This is a genomic window from Streptosporangium sp. NPDC005286 (assembly GCF_040607515.1).
Taxonomy (GTDB): domain Bacteria; phylum Actinomycetota; class Actinomycetes; order Streptosporangiales; family Streptosporangiaceae; genus Streptosporangium.
This window is the reverse complement of the sequence record NZ_JBEXGU010000016.1, coordinates 14,257-31,381: the sequence shown is the minus strand read 5'-3', so window position 1 is coordinate 31,381 and position 17,125 is coordinate 14,257. Positions and strand designations below refer to the sequence as shown.

At 69.7% G+C, this 17,125-nt stretch carries 16 protein-coding genes and 1 pseudogene; 11 read left to right on the top strand and 6 right to left on the bottom strand.

Annotation, left to right across the window (positions count from 1 at the left end; all coding sequences use genetic code 11):
- Window positions 1–30 precede the first annotated feature (30 nt).
- Window positions 31–1,188: an acyl-CoA dehydrogenase family protein gene (locus ABZU75_RS08865; protein ID WP_355551022.1), complete on the top strand. Its 1,158-nt coding sequence runs from the start codon at window positions 31–33 to the stop codon at window positions 1,186–1,188.
- 69 nt (window positions 1,189–1,257) lie between these two features.
- The gene (locus tag ABZU75_RS08860; RefSeq protein WP_355551020.1) at window positions 1,258–2,721 is read left to right on the top strand and encodes an FAD-dependent oxidoreductase; all 1,464 of its coding nucleotides are present in this window, start codon (window positions 1,258–1,260) and stop codon (window positions 2,719–2,721) included.
- Here ABZU75_RS08860 and ABZU75_RS08855 read toward each other — a convergent pair.
- On the bottom strand, window positions 2,697–3,554 hold the full coding sequence (locus ABZU75_RS08855) for an NAD(P)-binding domain-containing protein (protein WP_355551018.1): 858 nt from the start codon (window positions 3,552–3,554) through the stop codon (window positions 2,697–2,699). The two genes, ABZU75_RS08860 and ABZU75_RS08855, sit on opposite strands and share 25 nt — an antisense overlap.
- A gap of 134 nt (window positions 3,555–3,688) precedes the next feature.
- Here ABZU75_RS08855 and ABZU75_RS08850 point away from each other — a divergent pair, with 134 nt between their 5' ends.
- The 3 genes from ABZU75_RS08850 to ABZU75_RS08840 are packed head-to-tail and all read left to right on the top strand — an operon-like array spanning window position 3,689 to window position 5,608.
- Window positions 3,689–4,222, top strand: a complete 534-nt coding sequence (locus ABZU75_RS08850) for a helix-turn-helix domain-containing protein (protein ID WP_355551016.1) — start codon at window positions 3,689–3,691, stop codon at window positions 4,220–4,222.
- Window positions 4,219–4,917 (top strand): hypothetical protein, encoded by a 699-nt coding sequence (locus ABZU75_RS08845; protein ID WP_355551014.1) that lies wholly within the window; start codon window positions 4,219–4,221, stop codon window positions 4,915–4,917. The genes ABZU75_RS08850 and ABZU75_RS08845 overlap by 4 nt, the downstream gene beginning before the upstream one ends.
- Before the next feature lies 1 nt (window position 4,918).
- Entirely contained in the window at window positions 4,919–5,608 is a 690-nt protein-coding gene (locus tag ABZU75_RS08840; RefSeq protein ID WP_355551012.1) for a DUF998 domain-containing protein, read from the top strand.
- 193 nt (window positions 5,609–5,801) lie between these two features.
- Here ABZU75_RS08840 and ABZU75_RS08835 read toward each other — a convergent pair whose 3' ends face one another.
- The gene (locus tag ABZU75_RS08835; RefSeq protein WP_350920180.1) at window positions 5,802–6,467 is read right to left on the bottom strand and encodes a response regulator transcription factor; all 666 of its coding nucleotides are present in this window, start codon (window positions 6,465–6,467) and stop codon (window positions 5,802–5,804) included.
- Window positions 6,464–7,597: a sensor histidine kinase gene (locus tag ABZU75_RS08830; protein ID WP_355551010.1), complete on the bottom strand. Its 1,134-nt coding sequence runs from the start codon at window positions 7,595–7,597 to the stop codon at window positions 6,464–6,466. The genes ABZU75_RS08835 and ABZU75_RS08830 overlap by 4 nt, the downstream gene beginning before the upstream one ends.
- 165 nt (window positions 7,598–7,762) lie before the next feature.
- Between ABZU75_RS08830 and ABZU75_RS08825 the strand changes: the two genes are divergently transcribed.
- Together ABZU75_RS08825 and ABZU75_RS08820 are read left to right on the top strand one after the other, a co-directional pair.
- On the top strand, window positions 7,763–8,155 hold the full coding sequence (locus tag ABZU75_RS08825; protein WP_355551008.1) for a hypothetical protein: 393 nt from the start codon (window positions 7,763–7,765) through the stop codon (window positions 8,153–8,155).
- The gene (locus ABZU75_RS08820) at window positions 8,152–9,690 is read left to right on the top strand and encodes a multicopper oxidase domain-containing protein (protein ID WP_355551006.1); all 1,539 of its coding nucleotides are present in this window, start codon (window positions 8,152–8,154) and stop codon (window positions 9,688–9,690) included. The genes ABZU75_RS08825 and ABZU75_RS08820 overlap by 4 nt, the downstream gene beginning before the upstream one ends.
- 2 nt (window positions 9,691–9,692) lie before the next feature.
- Here the strand turns inward: ABZU75_RS08820 and ABZU75_RS08815 are convergent.
- Window positions 9,693–9,932: pseudogene (locus tag ABZU75_RS08815) on the bottom strand (transcriptional regulator); the annotation flags it as partial.
- 175 nt (window positions 9,933–10,107) lie between these two features.
- Here ABZU75_RS08815 and ABZU75_RS08810 point away from each other — a divergent pair.
- A complete protein-coding gene (locus tag ABZU75_RS08810) occupies window positions 10,108–11,145 on the top strand; it encodes a zinc-dependent alcohol dehydrogenase family protein (RefSeq protein ID WP_355551004.1) in 1,038 nt (345 codons plus the stop codon).
- Window positions 11,146–11,503: 358 nt separating this feature from the next.
- On the opposite strand, the gene ABZU75_RS08805 is transcribed toward ABZU75_RS08810, so the two are convergent.
- The gene (locus ABZU75_RS08805) at window positions 11,504–11,989 is read right to left on the bottom strand and encodes a hypothetical protein (protein WP_355551002.1); all 486 of its coding nucleotides are present in this window, start codon (window positions 11,987–11,989) and stop codon (window positions 11,504–11,506) included.
- A gap of 547 nt (window positions 11,990–12,536) precedes the next feature.
- On the opposite strand from ABZU75_RS08805, the gene ABZU75_RS08800 reads away from it, so the two are divergent.
- Window positions 12,537–13,493, top strand: a complete 957-nt coding sequence (locus ABZU75_RS08800) for a hypothetical protein (protein ID WP_355551000.1) — start codon at window positions 12,537–12,539, stop codon at window positions 13,491–13,493.
- Between the two features lie 224 nt (window positions 13,494–13,717).
- Here the strand turns inward: ABZU75_RS08800 and ABZU75_RS08795 are convergent, their stop codons facing one another.
- Complete coding sequence (locus ABZU75_RS08795; RefSeq protein ID WP_355551128.1) at window positions 13,718–14,377, bottom strand: L-threonylcarbamoyladenylate synthase; 660 nt, start codon at window positions 14,375–14,377, stop codon at window positions 13,718–13,720.
- 248 nt (window positions 14,378–14,625) lie between these two features.
- Between ABZU75_RS08795 and ABZU75_RS08790 the strand changes: the two genes are divergently transcribed.
- Complete coding sequence (locus tag ABZU75_RS08790; protein WP_355550998.1) at window positions 14,626–15,630, top strand: aminoglycoside phosphotransferase family protein; 1,005 nt, start codon at window positions 14,626–14,628, stop codon at window positions 15,628–15,630.
- 113 nt (window positions 15,631–15,743) lie between these two features.
- Window positions 15,744–17,021 carry an MATE family efflux transporter gene (locus ABZU75_RS08785; RefSeq protein ID WP_355550996.1) on the top strand — a complete coding sequence of 426 codons (1,278 nt, stop codon included), beginning with the start codon at window positions 15,744–15,746 and terminating at the stop codon, window positions 17,019–17,021.
- The last annotated feature ends 104 nt before the right edge of the window (window positions 17,022–17,125 follow it).

The window sequence follows — 17,125 nt, the reverse complement described above, 5'->3', positions numbered from 1 at the left end:
GGGAGACTCCGGGCGAGAAAGGCAGTCGCAGTGGATTTCCAGCTTGACGAGGACCAGCGCGAGTTCCGCGCCGTCCTGCGCGACTTCGTCGATCGGGAGATCATCCCGGTCGCCCGCGAGTGGGAGCAGTCGGGCCGCTATCCGGCGGAGATCGTCGACGGGATGCGGGAGATGGGCCTGTTCGGGATGACGATTCCCGAGGAGTACGGCGGCCTCGACCTCGACCCCGTCTCGTTCGCGCTGGTCTTCGAGGAGATAGCCCGTGGCTGGATGGGCATCGCCGGCATCCTGGGCAGCCACTCCCTGGCCTGCCGGATGATCGCGATGCGCGGCACGGAGGAGCAGAAGCGGAAGTACCTTCCCGACCTCGCCGCCGGCATCCGCCGTACCGGCATCGCCCTCACCGAGCCCGACGCCGGCACCGACCTGCAGGGCATCCGCACCACCGCGACGCTCGACGGTGACCACTACGTCGTCAACGGCACCAAAATGTGGATCACCAACGCGCGGTACGCGGACCCGCTCCCGGTCCTGGTCAAGACCGACCCGGGCACCTCCCCCGCGCACAAGGGCATGAGCGTGCTCCTGGTGGACTCGTCCCTCGCGGGCTACCAGGTCACCAAGGACATCCCGAAGCTCGGCTACAAGGGCACCGAGTCCTGCGAGGTGGTGCTCGACGATGTGCGCGTCCCCAGGGAGAACCTGCTCGGCGGCGTCGAGGGCAGGGGGATGCAACATGCGCTCTCCGCGCTTGAGTGGGGCCGGGTGAACATCGCCGCACGGTCGGTCGGCATCGCCCAGCGCGCCCATGACGAGGCGTTCGCCTACGCCAAACAGCGCAGGGCGTTCAACCAGGCCATCGCCGACTTCCAGGCGATCCAGTTGCAACTCGGCAACCTCTCCACCCAGGTTCAGGCCGCTCGCCTGATGGCCTACTGGGCCGCGGACGCGGTCCGCCGGGGCCGCGCCGACGGGGAGACGGGCATGGCGAAGATCTTCTGCTCCGAGGTCGCCCTGGCGGCGTCGATCGACGCGATGAAGATCCATGGCGGCTACGGCTACTCCACCGAGTACGAGGTGGAGCGCCTCTACCGCGACTCGATCCTGATGAGCATCGGCGAGGGCACGAACGACGTCCTGCGCACGCTGGTGGCCAAGTCCGTCCTCCGCGGCGAGACGGCCGTCTGAAACCGCGATCGGACCGGCCGGTGATCACACCTTGACGCCCACCCGGTTGACGGAAACACTGTTTCCATTATGGAAACACATGCCGTGGATGAGCGGGAGGCACGCGTGGCGCCCGCCCCGGGAGCGCGACCGGCGATGATCATCGTGGGTGCCGGGCCCGGTGGCCTCGCCTGCGCCATCGCCGCGGCGGACGCGGGGGCCAGGGTGCTGCTGCTGGAGAAGGCCTCCGAGGTGGGCGGCGCGCTGCCCTACTCCGGCGGCCACCTGTCCGCCGGAGGGTTCTCAGCGCAGCGCGAGCGCGGCATCGACGACGATCCGGAACGTCACCTCGAGGACATCCGGCGCATCAGCCGGGGCACCGCCCGCGAGGATCTGACCAGGCTGTCACTGCGCGAGCAGCCGGCCGTGCTGGAATGGCTGCTCGCCGCCGGGTTCGTCCCCGATCCGCGGACACCCCGCGTCGTCCACGGGCACGAGCCGTATCGCACGCCACGCACCGTCCACGCCACCGCCGTACCCGGCGGCCCGGCGATCCTGGCCGTGCTGCGCCCGCTGCTGGACGCGCACCGCGCCGCCGGCCGGATCGACCTGCGCTGCGAGACACGGGTCACCGAGCTGCTGATCGAGGACGGCACGGTGACCGGGGTGATCATCGAGGACGGCACCCGGTGGCGGGCACCCTCGGTGGTGCTCGCCACCGGCGGGTTCGGGTACGAGCCGGACCTGTTCGCCGAGTTGGAGGGCGCGCCGCTGACCACCTCGGCGGCCCCCACCTCCACCGGCGACGGACTGCTGATGGGCCGGCGGGCCGGGGCCGGTCTGCAAGGTTCCGGCATGTACATCCCGACCTTCGGCGGGCTGCCCCCGCACGACGGGGACCTGCGGGTGGACTGGTCGCACCGGCCCCAGCTGGTGGCCGCCGAGCGGCCGCCCTGGGAGATCTACGTCGACCGGCGTGGCCGTCGCTGGATCACCGAGGACGAGCCGAGCATCGACCGCAAGGAACGGGTGCTCACCACCATTGAGCGAATGACCTTCTGGATGGTGTTCGACGCGCGGGCGCTGCGCGAGTCGCAGCCGATGGTCCACGGGTGGAGTCCGGCCGAGCTGGTCGCGCGGTGCGGGCGCCGCCGCGGCGTGCACCAGGCCTCCGACCTGGCCGGACTCGCCGAGCGCGCGGGCATCGACGCGGCCGGGCTCATCGACGAGGTGGCCCGGTACAACCTCTTCGTGGCGGCGGGGCAGGACCCCGACTTCGCCCGCGCCCACCTGCCCGCGCCGATCGCCGAGCCGCCGTACTACGCGATCGAGAACCACCCGGTCACCCTGATCACCTTCGCGGGACTCGACGTGGACGCGCGGCTGCGGGTGCGTCGCGGCGACGGTCGGATCATTCCCGGCCTGTACGCGGTCGGTGAGGTGATCGGCTCCGCCGCCGTCAACGGCAACGCGTTCTGTTCCGGCATGTGCCTCACTCCCGCCATGGCCTTCGGCCGGCTGGTGGGCCGTCACCTCGCCGGGGCGGAGGAGTGACCGGGCTGGGGCCCGTCGTGCGCGAAGCCGAAACCCTCCGCCCGTAGTCTGGCGGAGGACACCGGGACGGACGGGGTCTTGATCTCGGCGCGGTAGCTCAGCTCGGGCCAGCCCTGTTCGGCACAGATCCGGCCGAACACCTCCCCGTTGGTCGGCGGCACGGTCGCGTCCGGAACCGCGTTGAAGACTCCGACGAGGTCGTGGCTCACCACGAAGTCGAGCGCGGCGGCCGCGTCGCGGTAGTCGACGCGGTACAGCAGGGCGTCCGCCGCGAACGGCACGCTGCCGCCGAGCATCTCGTGGACGAGCCTCACCCTGGTCACGTAGTCGATGTCGCGCGGATGCCCGTACACGTCGGGGATGCGCACCACCGCCCCGCGCGGCGTGGCCAGGACGGCGTCCTCGGCGGCGACGAAGTTGCGCGGCGACGCGTCCGGATCGTCGGTCGTCGGGCTCGACTCGTCCAGCGGTCGCCCGTCACCGGAACCGTAGACGGACGTCGAACTGGTGAAGACGACTCGTGGGTGCACGGCGGCGGCGGTCCGCGCGGTGGCGGTGAGCGTGTCCGCGTACTCGGCGATCCGGCCGTTCGCGTCAAAGGAGCGGGCGACCCGCGGGCTCACCGTCAGCACGACGGCGTCGGCGTCGCACGTCGCGTCCCGCACCGCCGTGCTGTCGCCGCCCCGCAGGATCGCCACGTCGGCACAGACGGCCTTGAGCTCGTCGACACGCCCGGCCGAGGTGGTGGTGCCGGTCACATGATGACCCGCGGAGGTCCAGCGGCGGGCGAGTTCCATACCCACGTTGCCACAGCCGATGATGACGTAACGCACAGCGCGACCTCCAGAAGGGAAACAATGTTTCACTCTGCCGCATCAACGGCCCGCCGCCAAGCGTTCCGGGCCGCCGTTCAACTCCCCCAACCACTTGGTTGACAAGCAAGCGCTTGGGGAATAAGGTCATCGCTGTGAACGCCACACAGGTGCCGATCGATCGCAGGGCGGCGTTGGTCGAGGCCGCGTTCGAGTCGATCGCCCGGCACGGTTTCGAGGGGCTGCGCCTTCGAGAGGTCGCCGGTGCGGCCGGGATCGACCATTCGACGATCCACCACCACTTCGCGACCAAGCAGGATCTGATCGAGGCGGTCGTCAACAGAGCGACCGCGCCTCTGTACCGAACGATTCCCTCCGGATCGTCCGCCTGCGAGCGTCTACGGGGCCACGTCCGCATTCTCGCCGAGATGATGGAAACCGAGCCCGACCTCTTCGTGGTGCTCGCCGAGATCGACCTGCGGGCCCGAAGGGACGCGCAGGTGCGGGCGATCATCGATCGAGTCGAGCAGGGCTGGCGGTTCGGACTCGGGCAGCTCCTCGACGGCGACACCGGCCTGGTCGAGTTGGTGATCGCCGTCGTGAAAGGGGTCCGGCTCGATCCGCCGGCCGCGCGAGCGGTGCTCGAGCGCACGGCAGACCTCATCGTGGGCGACGAGGTCGAGCGATGACCGGGAAACGACGTCCCGTCGCACAGGTCGGGCCGGTCTTCCTGATCGTCGGCGGCGCGGCCGGGCTGATCGGGGGAGCCACCCACGGAGACCTGCCCGAGGACTCGGGCGCGGCCGCCCTTCAGTTCGTGGCCGACCATCCCGCATACGCGCTGGTCCACATCGTCTCGATTCTCGGCGCCGTGCTCTGGTCGATCGGATTGGCCGGCCGATACGTCGACCGGGCGACTCCGACCGGCCAGTGGCCGGCCGCAGCGGCAGGCCACGCCGCGCTGGCCGGGGCCGCGGTGATGGCCGTGCAGTTCTCCATCGACGGGATCGGGATGACCGCCCTGGCGGCGCTCTGGTCCGAGCCCGGCGCATCGAGGGAGACGTTCGAGGCCATCGCCGAAATCGCTCCCGCCGCGCTCGTCGGAACGGCCCTGACCTGGGTCGTCATCCTCTACGGCCTCGCCCCGATACTGGCGGGATCCTCCCTTGTGCTCACCGCCCGCCCGGTCCTCGGCTGGACCGCCGTCGCGCTCGGCGCGTTCTCGGTCGTCGGCGGGCTCACGCTCGCTCTGCGCGTCAACCTCCTCCCGGACTGGCTGGTCTTCGCCGGCGCGACCATCGGCGTGAACCTCTGGATCATCTGCCTCGGTGCCGCCCAGCTCCGGGGAGCTCCGGCCCGCACCTCGCAAGCGATCGCACAGTGACATGCCGGCCCTGACGAACCCCGCCCGGCTCGGCGCCGTAGCCTGGACGCTGACCATCCTCTACTTCCCGATCCAGCTCGTGGTGGCGCTGGCCTGGCCCGAGCCCTACTCCCTGACGGCCAACACCATCAGCGATCTCGGCGTCACGAGCTGCGGACAGTCGAATCCCTTCCCCGGCCGCGAGATCTTCGTCTGCTCGCCGCTGCACCCGCTGATGAACATCGGATTCGTGTTCGTCGGCGTGACGACCGCCGTCGGCGCGATCCTGACCCGGCGGGCCTGGCCACGCTCCCGGCTGACGACTGCGGCCCTGATCGGCGTGAACCTCGCCGGTGCCGGCGGAGTCCTGGTCGGTCTCGCCCCCTCCGACACCGCCCTGCACCTGCACAGCCTCGGGGCGCTGCTTCAGCTACCCGCCGTGATGGCGCCGATATTTCTCGGCCTCGCCCTGCGCCACGAGAGACGCCGGCTCGCCGCCTTCTCCCTCGTCGTCGGAGCGGTGGGCGCCGTCGGCACAGTGCTCTTCGTCCTACGGCTGCCCGCCCTCTGGTTCGGCATCCTCGAACGGCTCGCCCTCGAGCCGTTCACCCTCTGGACCTTCGCGCTCGGGGTCACACTGCTCCGCCCTCCGGCCGCGACACGTGTCCGATCGATCGAGGACACCGGCGGAGAACTTCGGCCGCTGGCATAGCCGGCCACTCGGCGCGGAGGTCGTCGACGTAGACCTCGCCGCCGCTGTCGAGGAACACCCAACGCGTCCTGGACAACCGCCTTCATGAGGGTCTCCCGCGCCGTCGCGGCACTGCGGCGATTCACGACATCACACGTCGCGGCCCCATCGAGCCGAGGAGCCGATTTCCCTGCCGATCAGGGAGACGCGCGGTTCAGCGACCGGCTCCCGGGACGACGTGCCCCGACTCGTAGGCGAAGACGACGAGTTGCGCGCGGTCGCGGGCGCCGAGCTTGGTCATCGTCCTGCTGACGTGCGTCTTGACCGTGGCGTGGCTGATGACCAGATGGGTGGCGATCTCCTCGTTGGACATACCGGCCGCCACCAGCGACAGGACCTCGCGCTCCCGCTCGGTCAGGCGCTCCAGCCCCGGACCGGCCACCGGGCGCGGCGGCGTGGAGACGTACTCCTCGATCAGCCGCCGGGTGACGGACGGCGAAAGCAGCGCGTCGCCGCGGGCGGCCACCCGTACCGACTGCAGCAGTTCGGCGGGCTCGATGTCCTTGAGCAGGAATCCACTGGCTCCCGCGCGCAGGGCGGCGAAGACGTACTCGTCGAGGGCGTAGTTGGTGAGGATCACCACCCGGACTCCGTCGAGCTCGGGATCCTCGCCGATCCTGCGGGTGGCCTGTATCCCGTCGAGCAGCGGCATCCGCACGTCCAGCAGCGTGACGTCCGGCAGCAGCCGCCGGGTCAGCTCGACGGCCTCCACCCCGTTGGCCGCCTCGCCGACCACCACAATGTCGTCGGCGAGTTCGAGCAGGGCCCGGAAGCCGGCGCGCATCAGCGCCTGGTCGTCGGCCAGCAGCACCCGGATCACGGCTGTCCGGCCAGCGGCAGCTCGGCACGGACCGCGAACCCGTGCCGGTCACGCGGCCCGGCGGTGAGCGAGCCGCCGACGGCCACCGCGCGCTCGCGCATCCCGATCAGGCCCATCCCGTGCTCCACGGTGCCCGTGCCGGACTCACCGTCGTCCTCGACGCGTACCACGATCATGACGGGATGGTATTCGAGCGTCAGCGTGATCGACGCGCGCCCAGCATGGCGCAGCACGTTGGTGAACGCCTCCTGCACGATGCGGTAGGCCGCCCGGTCGACGTCGGGGGGAAGCTCGCGCGGCACTCCCACCACGGCGGACCTCACCGGCAGCCCCGCCGCCTCGGCCCTGGCCACCAGCGTCGGCAGGCGGGCCAGCCCCGTCTCGGGGCCGTCCGGCTCCACCTGCCGCAGCACGCCCAGCGTGGCGCGCAGTTCCCGCATCGCCTCGTGTCCCGAGTCCTTGATCGCGACCAGCGCCTCGCGGGCCCGTTCGGGCTTTCGATCCAGCAGCTCCAGAGCGACCGCCACCTGGACGTTGATCACCGAGATGCTGTGGGTGAGCGTGTCGTGCAGTTCCTGGGCGATCCACAGCCGTTCCTCTCCCGCCCGGCGCAGCGCGGCCTCCTCACGGGTGCGCTCGGCCTCGGCCGCGCGCCGTTCGACCTCCCGCACGGAGGCGCGGCGATTCCTGACGACCTCTCCGATGACCACCATCGCCACCAGCCACCCGCTGAGCAGGTTGAACCCGTCGCCGGGTGCGGGATCGGAGTCGGACAGCGCGATGGGGCCGTAGACGCCCGCGGCCAGCACCACGGCGAGCGTGACGGCCAGCCGGCGGCGGCCGAGGGTCGACGCCGTGTAGATCGCCGTCAACGCGGGCGCGGCCACGAAGACACCCGGATACCGCCCCGCGTAGTAGGCGATGCCGCACGCGACGGTGACCGCCCCGACGATCATCGGCGTCCTCCGGCGGAAGGCCAGCGCCAGCGACGACACCGTGATCAGCGCCAGACCCGTGGTGTCCAGCGGCCGCTCGAACGGTCCTGACCAGGACAGTCCGCCATAGGTACCCCCGACGATCCCGCTCAGCGCGGCCAGCGCGATCAGCACGTCCGTCCTCTGGTTCCTCACCCCCGCAACGGTAGGTCACCAAAGGAGGCGGATCCTCCCGCCCGCGGTGGAGGCCCGGCATACCTCCCCCGCCGTATTCCGGCCCCGGATACATCCCGGGTCGTACGAGGAAAAGCCATCTTGGAGGCGACGACCGTCAGACCCCGGATCGACAGCATGGCCCGCATGGACTCCCCACCCTCCCCCGGCTGGATCATCCGGTCGTTGCGTCTGTTCGCCACCGCGCACCTGGCCGGAGTGCTCGGGCAGGCCGCGCTGGCCGGGCTGTTCGTCACCGGTGACGTGGACATGCTCACCTGGCACCGGAACAACGCCGGCGTCACGCACGTCCTGCTCTACCTCCAGCTCGGTGCCGCGATCGGACTGTGGCGGCCCGGCCGGGGGCCACTCTGGCCCGCCTGGGCGAGCGCCGGGCTCGTGGCCCTGGAGACGGCGCAGGTCGCCCTGGGCCAGGACCGGGTCATCGCCCTGCACTTCCCGCTCGGCATGACGATCTTCGGTCTCTCCGCGGTGCTGTGCGTCTGGACCTGGCGGGGCCTGCGGAGGGCCGCGGCATGACCTCGCGCAGAGCCTTCCTCGGGCTGCTGGGCGGCGCGGGCCTCGCCGTCGCCGGATGCGGGAACCTGACCGGCGAGACCACCGGCGAGGCCCTTTCCAGCGCGCTGCCGCTGCCCAGGCCGTTCACCGTACCGCTGCCCGTCCCCGCACTCGCCCGGCCGGTGCGGCCGGGCCACTACGAGGTGGTCCAGCGCGCGGCCAGGGTGGAGATCATCCCCGGTACCACGACCGAGGTGTGGGGGTTCGGCGGAGCCTTCCCCGGGCCGACCTTCGACCTGCGCCGCGGCGGCCGCAGCACCGTCAGGGTGCGCAACGAGTTGCCGGTGCCCACCTCCACCCACCTGCACGGCGGCGTCACCCCACCCGACTCCGACGGCTACCCCACCGATCTCGTGGTGCCCGCGGGCCAGGGGTTCGGGCCGCCGCCGGGAGGCCACTCCCAACACGGGGCGAGCACCGACCTGTCGTCGTGGACGTTCCACTCCGGGGCCAGGGACTACGTCTACCCGCTGGACCAGCGGGCCGCCACGCTCTGGTACCACGACCACCGGATGGACTTCACCGGTCCGCAGGTGTGGCGAGGGCTGGCCGGATTCCTGATCGTCCGCGACGACGAGGACGACGCGCTGCCGCTGCCGAAGGGCGAGCGCGACATCCCGTTGATGATCTGCGACCGGTCCTTCGAGGAGGACGGCTCGTTCCGCTACCCGTCGCTCGACCCGAGCCTGCGGGTCACCCCCGGGGTCGAGGACGCCTACATGGAGGGTGTCGAAGGCGATGTGATCCTGGTGAACGGCGCCCCGTGGCCGATCCTGGAGGTGTCGGCCACCCGCCACCGGCTGCGCCTGCTCAACGCCTCCAACGCCCGCCGCTACCGGTTGGAGCTGTCTCCCGGCGGCCGCTTCACACAGGTCGGCAGCGACGCCGGGCTGCTGGCCGCGCCGGTGACGCACACCGCGGTCACCATCGCCCCCGCCGAACGGTTCGACCTGGTCGTGGACTTCTCCGACTACCCGGTGGGCAGCGAGGTGACCCTGGTCAACACCCTGGGGAGCGGTCCCACCAGGAACGTGCTGCGTTTCCTGGTCACTCACCGGGCCGTCGACGACAGCGCGATCCCGAAACGGCTGTCGCGACCGGAGCCCGCCGAGCGGTCCTCGGCGGTGACCACCAGGACGTTCGACTTCCGCGCCACCAGGCGGGGGCCGGGTGCCCTTTGGACGATCAACGGGCAGCCGTTCCGGCCGGGTAGCCCGCTGGCCCGGCCGCGTCTCGGCACGGCCGAGGTCTGGCGGTTCACCAGCGACTTCCACCACCCGGTGCACGTGCACCTGGCCCACTTCCAGGTGCTCTCCCGCAACGGCAGGCCGCCCGCCGCCACCGACGCGGGCTGGAAGGACACCGTGGACGTGCGGCCGTACGAGGTCGTGGAGGTGCTCGTCCGCTTCGAAGGCTACCGAGGCCGGTACATGACGCACTGCCACAACCTGGAACACGAGGACATGGCGATGATGGCCGACTTCGAGGTGGTGTGATCGTCGTCGAGATGCAGGGCACGGGCGACGCCGTCCAGGACACCGTCGGAGGCGCCGGACAGGTTGCCGCGCTCCAGCCGCACGTAGTGGTCGACCGAGACGCCGGCCGGCATCGCGATCTCCTCCCGGCGCACCCCCTTGACCCGCCGGGTGCCGCCGTAGGCGGGCAGCCCGGCCTGCTCGGGGGTGATGCGGGCCCGGCGGGAGGCGAGGAGCTGCTGGATTTCGGCGCGGTCGTCCATATTTCCGCGGTATGCGAGGGTCCCTGAGCGAGGCAGGTACTGGCGTTACCTGGAACGACAGGCACTGCCTCCACCTGGCGAAAGAAAGTTTGCTGGAGATGAGCCGCCTCGGCGGCCGGGCCGTCCCGGGGCAGGGCTCACACCAGCAGCGATAACGACCAGGGAGAAGACGGATATGCGAGCGACGTTCATGTACGGGGCGGGAGATGTGCGGATCGAGACAGTTCCCGACCCGGTGCTGCAGGAGCCCACCGACGCGCTGGTGCGAGTTGTGCGGGCCTGCGTCTGCGGGTCGGACCTGCACCCGTACCGCACGATGCCCGCCGATTCCGAGGGCAGCCCGATGGGCCATGAGTTCGTCGGTGTCGTGGAGGAGACCGGCTCGCAGGTCGCCACCCTGCGCAGAGGCGATGTGGTGATCGCGCCGTTCGCGTGGTCGGACGGCACCTGCGAGTTCTGCCGGGAGGGGCTGCAGACGTCCTGCCTGCACGGCGGTTTCTGGGCCACGGGCGGGATCGGCGGCGGCCAGGCCGAGGCCGTCCGCGTGCCCCTGGCGGACGGGACGCTGGTCAAGGCGCCCGTCGGCGAGGACTCCGAGCTCCTGCCGGGCCTGCTGACCCTGTCCGATGTGTACGGGACGGGCTACCACGCCGCCAAGAGCGCGAACGTCGGCCCGGGTGACTCGGTCGTGGTGATCGGTGACGGCGCGGTCGGCCTGCTGGCGGTGCTGTCGGCCCGGCAGCTGGGCGCCGAGCAGATCGTGTTGATGGGCCGGCACAAGGACCGAACCGACCTGGGCCGGGAGTTCGGCGCCACCGACGTGGTCGCCGAACGCGGGGATGAAGGGATCGCGAAGGTCCGGGAGCTGACTGGCGGGCACGGCGCGGCCAAGGTGCTGGAGGCGGTCGGCCACATGCCCGCCTACGAGCAGGCCGTTGGCGTGGTCCGGCCCGGCGGGGTGATCTCTCGGGTCGGGGTGCCGCAGTACGGCGACGCGCCGGTCGGGTTCGCCAGCCTGTTCGGCCCGAACATCACCCTGACCGGCGGCCCGGCCCCGGTCCGCGCCTACATCGAGGAACTGATGCCGGGTGTCCTGGAGGGCACCGTCCAGCCCGGCAAGGTCTTCGACCGCACCGTCGGCCTGGAGCAGGCTCCCGACGGATACCGCGCCATGGACCGGCGCGAGGCCCTCAAGGTCCTGGTCCGCCCGTAGGCGGCCGCACCGGGTCCGGCCGGGCCCCATCCCCCAAAGGAACCGTGATGACTTCCTCGCCTCCTGCCCTGGCCGCCAGGCCGGCCACCGCCACCGACGTTCACACTGGCTGCAATGCCCCGGCGGTTCAGGATGACTTCGCCCTCGACCCGTCCAGGACCGTGAAGCTGTAGAGCATCACGCCCTGAGCGCGAGGAAACAGGCCGCCCCCGGCGCTTCTTCCCTGAAGGCGCCGGGGCCGGCGTCATGGCCCTCCGCTTCCGAAGTGCCCCCAGGTGATACGTAGCGGCCTGTGCGGAATCGTGACGGTAGTCGCCCGAGACGGCGGGAGCGTGCACAGGCTCGCGCCGTCACCCGGTCAGCCCGACCGGGTGACGGCGATGACCTCGCTGATGATCATCACCGTCCCGTCCGGCCCGGGAGGAAGGCAGTTGTCGGGGATGGCCACACCGGAGGGCGGGTTCTTACGCCAGGTCGAGCCACCGCCCTCGGCCTTGACCCCGTCGCCCTCCAGAATCGTGCCGACATCCGGAACGTCCACTCCCCTTTTGCCGCCGATGAGCACGGGACGCGTATCCGACGGCCACACGGGCGTCGCCGATTGGCCCCCTCCACCGGCGGGGCCGATTCTCAGGCACTTACTCCCGGCCTCGTAAGTCAAGGTCCCGAAGAGCAGCGCCTCGTGCGCCCCGGTGAAGCGCTGGACGATTATCAGCGGATCCGTTCCGGTTATCGTGACCTTGGGAGCGGATGAGTTCGTGCACGCCATGAGGGCGAAAAGAAGCGCGATGACCACACCGACCGGATAGATCGTCGGGACGTCCCTGCTGGAATGCTGCCGCATTCGATCATTAGATCATCCGGCACCTGACCGCCCCTTTCCGGCACTTCTCCCCTGAATCCGAGCCGGACATTGCGACCGTCACCGACGATGGCGATATCGGCGACGGCACCGAACGGTCCGAACCTCCTCCCCTCGAAGATCCGTCCTGCCAAAGATCAGGCGGACGGCCGCTTTGGAGTGCCTGCCGTCCGCCGCGCGGGCCGGCGCACGCGGACTCACATGTTCACCTGAAAATCCCCGATAAAGAAGAGTATTTCAGACAAACCTTCCAGCAAAGACGACGAAACATTCCGTGTGCAGACTGTTCGACCATTCATCATTTAGCTCTTGTCTCGCAACATGACTCATGAATGGTATGTAACAAGCTTTTTCGGACATCAGCAAGGACCAGAGACGGAGACACTTGAGAGCCGGGGATTGTCACGCAACGTAAGTGGGTATTACGGCCCGCCAAGTCATCGGGCGGGCTATGGTTCCCCTCGAAACATTAAAAGCCCCGGCGGGTGCTCCAACACCCCCGGGACACGGCACCCGGAGAACCTTCCGAATGCGTATACACCGTAGCAACCCCAAGGCCAATTTCACCATCCTGCCCAACGGTTTTCTCAAAAACCGGCGCCTATCCTTCCTCGCGCGCGGCCTGCTCGCCTACCTGATGTCCTTCTCCGACAGCCCCCACCAGGACATCAAGACCCTCGCCGCCGAGAACCCCGAGGGCCAGCAGGCCATCGCCAGAGCCATGCGCGAGCTGACCGCCCACGGCTACCTGATCCGCAGGCGCTTCCGCGACGAGGCCGGGAAGATGCGCACCGTGGTGGACGTCTACGACACCCCGCAGCACGACCGCCCCGACAGCGACCTCCAGGTCACCCCGGCTCTCGGGAAGCCGAGCCTTGGTGAGACGAGCGCGCTCCCTACGGGAGTAAAGAAAGAACTCCAAGAAACCACCCCCTCCCCCGGACCGGCCGCGCGACGGCGCGGCTCGGGCGAGCCCGTCTGGCCCGCCAAGCCACCCCCGGACAGCGGAGACAACGAGGGCGATGGGGATGGCGGGGACGATGGAGACGGCGGCGGGGGTGGCTTGGCGGCCCCCGGCGTCGCCCTCCTGACCCGCCTGGGCCGGGCCGAACCCCGGCTGACCGTCGGCGAGCCCGAGATGGCCCCCGTCCTGCCGCTCCTCGCCGAGTGGCTCGCCCGAGGCAGCACCGAGACGCAGATCCGAACCGTTCTGACAGTCGGACTCCCCGACGAGATCCGCTCACCCGCCAAACTGATCATGCACCGGCTGCGGACCAAACTGCCCGCCCCCGCGCCGATGACCGCATCTGCCAGGCTCGTGGCTCGCACCGAGTGCGACGACTGCGCACGCCCCGTACCGAACCCCGGCAGATGCCCTCAGTGCGCCGACCCCCAGACCAGAAAACCCGCCCCGACCGCGGACGTGAAACGCGGCGCCACCCTCGCCCGCGAGCTGTTGAAGCGGCCACGCCCCATGGCCGCATAAGCGGGATGCCGTCGCCATCGGTGACCACATGGTGTCGGGAATCAGCTACAAAACGGCAGCCCGTTGATCAGGCGCGACAGGTCGATGCGGTCACGCCCACCACGGGAGCGAAACGGGTTGGGCCGAGAACTTGCCGAGGCCCTGCGGTCGTGCTGCGCCGTCTTCGTTCGGCAGGGCCTGCACCTGGCGAAGTCGCCGGGAAGACGTGAATGGTGCCGGTCGCCTTACTCGAAGAGGGACGGGTCTCCGGTGCCCCGGCGGAGGATCTCGGGCTCGCCCTGCGAAAGGTCGACGACCGTCGTCGGGGTGGCGCCGCACTCGCCGGAGTCGATGACGGCGTCCACCGCATGGTCGAGCCTCTCCTTGATCTCCCAGCCCTGCGTCGGGGGCTCGGTCTCATCGGGCAGCAGCAGGGTGCTCGACAGCAGCGGTTCGCCGAGTTCGGCCAGCAGCGCCTGCGTGATGGCGTGGTCGGGGATCCGGACGCCGACCGTCTTCTTCCGGGGGTGCAGCAACCGCCGCGGCACCTCCTTGGTCGCGGGCAGGATGAACGTGTATCCGCCGGGGGTCGCCGCCTTGACCGAGCGGAACAGCGCATTGCTCACATGCACGAACTGGCCGAACTGGGCGAAGTCTCTGCAGATCAAGGTGAAGTGGTGGTCACTGCCCAGGTGGCGGATCTCCCTGATCCGGTCGATGCCCTCCTTGTTGCCCAGCCTGCACCCCAGCGCGTAGCACGAGTCCGTCGGGTACGCGATCAGCCCGTCCGCGCGCAAAAGCTCGACCACCTGGCGGATCAGCCGAGGCTGCGGATCGTCCGGATGCACATCAAGGTATTTCGTCACACCTTGGAGTTTAGAAGCGGACACTCCGCCACATGACATGCAGGCGGCCCGCAGGTGCCGAGTGAGCTGAAGGTCACCAGCCCCCTTCAACGCGGCGTCCGGTCGTCGTTCAACCGGCCGGCCCAGATCACTGCCGTCCCGTCACCCTACGAGAGTCCGTTCATCGACTCGGCCGGGCCGCGGCGCCGCACGCCGCGAAGATCCACTCGGCCGCCCCGTGGAACGCCGTACGGAGGATGGAGAATGGACGAGCGGATCACCCCCCAACGCGACCTCGGAGAATCTTCATGAAAGCCGTGACCGACAGCGTCACCAAGAACCGGCAGTCGATCGACGGCTTGCGTGCCATGGTCGCGCGTGCCTTCGGAGATGCCCAGGTGCCCGAGGGTGAGGACTGGGTCGAGGAGTTGGGCCACGGCTGGTTCAACGTGGCCTACCGGATCCGCCTGCGAGGCGGCCGGTCAGTGGTGCTCAAGATCGCGCCGCCTGCCGACGTCGAGGTGATGACGTACGAGCGGAACATGATGCGCACCGAGGTGCACGCGCTGACGATGGTCCGTGAGCGTACCTCCGTACCGGTGCCCGCCGTTCATTTCTACGACGAGAGCCACGAGCTGTGCGACGCCGACTACTTCTTCATGGAGTTCGTCGACGCCGACAATCTCGGCATCATCAAGGACCGGTTGTCCCCCGAGGTATACGGCGCCTGCCAGGAGGCACTCGGTGCGGCGAACCGTGCCCTCAACCAGATCAAGGGCGATCATTTCGGGCCGTTGCTGGACGACACGGCGAGCGGGGCCACCTGGCGGCAGGTCTTCACCGGCATCGTCGAGGACGTCCTGCGCGACGGAGAGCGATGCAACGTCGACATCGGCTGGGACTACGACGTCATCCGCCGGCTCGTGGCCGAGCACGCGGACTGCCTCGACGAGGTGACCGAGCCGACGTTCGTCGAGTGGGACCTCTGGGATTCCAACGTCATGGTGCGCGACGGCGCCCTGGTGAGCATCCTCGACCATGAGCGCGCGCTGTACGGCGATCCGATCATGGAGGCCGGATTCGTCGCCACCGAGACAGACGGCATGTCGAGTGACGTGGAGAGCTTCGTCCGGGGCTACGGCAGGGAGCCGTTCACTCCGGCTGAAAGAACGCGGCGCCGCCTGTACAACCTTCATCTTCTGTTGATCATGGTCATCGAGACCGTCTACCGCGGGCACACGGATTCCTCGCAGTACGACTTCGCGCGGACGAAACTGGCGCAGATCATGGAAACCTTCGGCCACCGGCGGTGACTCCGGCGGGGACTCTCCCGTCGAGTCCACGCGGTGACCGCGGGGACCGGACCACGGCCCTCGGTACGCGACCGGTTGGGCCGCTGCTCTGGGACTCCGCTTCCCAGGCGACCGTGTCGGTCGCGACCTACGGCATCTACGCGCTGACGAACGCCTGGTTCGTCTCCCGCGGCGTGGGGGCGATCGCGTTCGCGGCCGTGAACATCGTGACGCCCATCCTGTTGATCCTCGGGGCGGTGGCGACCACGGTCGGGATCGGCGGCGCGTCGCTGGTCTCCCGCAGCCTCGGCGCCGGCGACCTCCGGCAAGCCGCGCGGGCGACCGGCAACGCGTTCCTCGTCTACTGGACGACGGCCGTGATCATCGGTGTGCTGGGAGTGCTGCTGGTCGACCCGCTCCTCACCCTGCTGGGCGCCACGGACGAGACTCATGGCTACGCGCGCGACTACGCCCTGATCATTCTGGCAGGTGCGATCACGGCGACCGGCTTCTCCAGCCTGGTGCGGGCCGAGGGACGGATGCGCTTCTCGACCATGCTCTGGGTGGCTCCGGTGGTCTGTCAGATCGTGCTCGATCCGCTGCTGATCTTCGGCTTCGGCCTGGGGGTTCGCGGCGCTGCGCTGGGAACGGTGGGCGGCCAGGCGGTTTCCATGGGTATGAGCCTGTGGTTCTTCTTCGTCCAGCGCGACCGCCCCTACCGCGTCACCCGCGCCGATCTACGCCCGCACGGCCCCACGTTGCGCCTGCTGGTAGCCGTGGGAGCACCGTCCTTTCTCGGAGGCTTCGGCAACACCCTGGTCGTGGCGCTCGTCAACAACCTGCTGGTGACGCTCGGCGGCCCGGTGCTGATGAGCGCCTACGCCATCTGCAGCCGGATCGGCACGTTCGTCCTGATGCCCCAGCTCGGCATCTCACAGGGGATGCAGCCGCTGATCGGATACAACGCGGGCCGCGCCCTGGCCGCTCGCGTCGGCCGCACGAGAACACTCGCCCTTCGCGCGACAGCGGTCTACGGAACGGCGGCCTGTCTCGTCCTCCTGGTGGCCGCCGCGCCGTTGACAGCGGCGTTCACCGACGATCCAGCGGTCCGGGAAGCGGCGACCCATGCCCTGCGAATCATCGCGCTCGGCTATCCCCTCTCGGGGGTGGCGATGCTCGTGTCGGCGTACTTCCAGGCGTTGGGGCGGGCGCGACCGTCCTACGTGATCTCGATCGGGTCGATCCTGGCGGTCCGGGTGCCGTTGCTGCTCGCCTTCAGCCTCTTCGGAACCCTGTGGTTGTGGATCAGCTTCCCGGTGGCCGAGATCGTCGTCGCGGGAGCCGCGATGTTGATCCTGCGCCGCCTGGGAAAATCACGCGGAGCACACGGTGAGCATGTCCAGCCCTGCTAATGCTCTCGAAAGGCTGCGGTCAGGTTAGGGACGGGCCGATCGCCGACCGGGATTCCCCGGGGGTACACCGGAGGCATGAGGGGTCATCGAGCTGATCGCTGGGC

What these genes read in the sequence shown, in the direction of transcription:
- ABZU75_RS08860 (WP_355551020.1), top strand. Translation starts at nt 1,258, where the DNA reads ATGGAAACACATGCCGTGGATGAGCGGGAGGCACGCGTGGCGCCCGCC.
- ABZU75_RS08845 (WP_355551014.1), top strand. Translation starts at nt 4,219, where the DNA reads ATGACCGGGAAACGACGTCCCGTCGCACAGGTCGGGCCGGTCTTCCTG.
- ABZU75_RS08840 (WP_355551012.1), top strand. Translation starts at nt 4,919, where the DNA reads ATGCCGGCCCTGACGAACCCCGCCCGGCTCGGCGCCGTAGCCTGGACG.
- ABZU75_RS08825 (WP_355551008.1), top strand. Translation starts at nt 7,763, where the DNA reads ATGGACTCCCCACCCTCCCCCGGCTGGATCATCCGGTCGTTGCGTCTG.
- ABZU75_RS08820 (WP_355551006.1), top strand. Translation starts at nt 8,152, where the DNA reads ATGACCTCGCGCAGAGCCTTCCTCGGGCTGCTGGGCGGCGCGGGCCTC.
- ABZU75_RS08810 (WP_355551004.1), top strand. Translation starts at nt 10,108, where the DNA reads ATGCGAGCGACGTTCATGTACGGGGCGGGAGATGTGCGGATCGAGACA.
- ABZU75_RS08805 (WP_355551002.1), bottom strand. Translation starts at nt 11,989, where the DNA reads ATGCGGCAGCATTCCAGCAGGGACGTCCCGACGATCTATCCGGTCGGT.
- ABZU75_RS08800 (WP_355551000.1), top strand. Translation starts at nt 12,537, where the DNA reads ATGCGTATACACCGTAGCAACCCCAAGGCCAATTTCACCATCCTGCCC.
- ABZU75_RS08795 (WP_355551128.1), bottom strand. Translation starts at nt 14,377, where the DNA reads ATGTCATGTGGCGGAGTGTCCGCTTCTAAACTCCAAGGTGTGACGAAA.
- ABZU75_RS08790 (WP_355550998.1), top strand. Translation starts at nt 14,626, where the DNA reads ATGAAAGCCGTGACCGACAGCGTCACCAAGAACCGGCAGTCGATCGAC.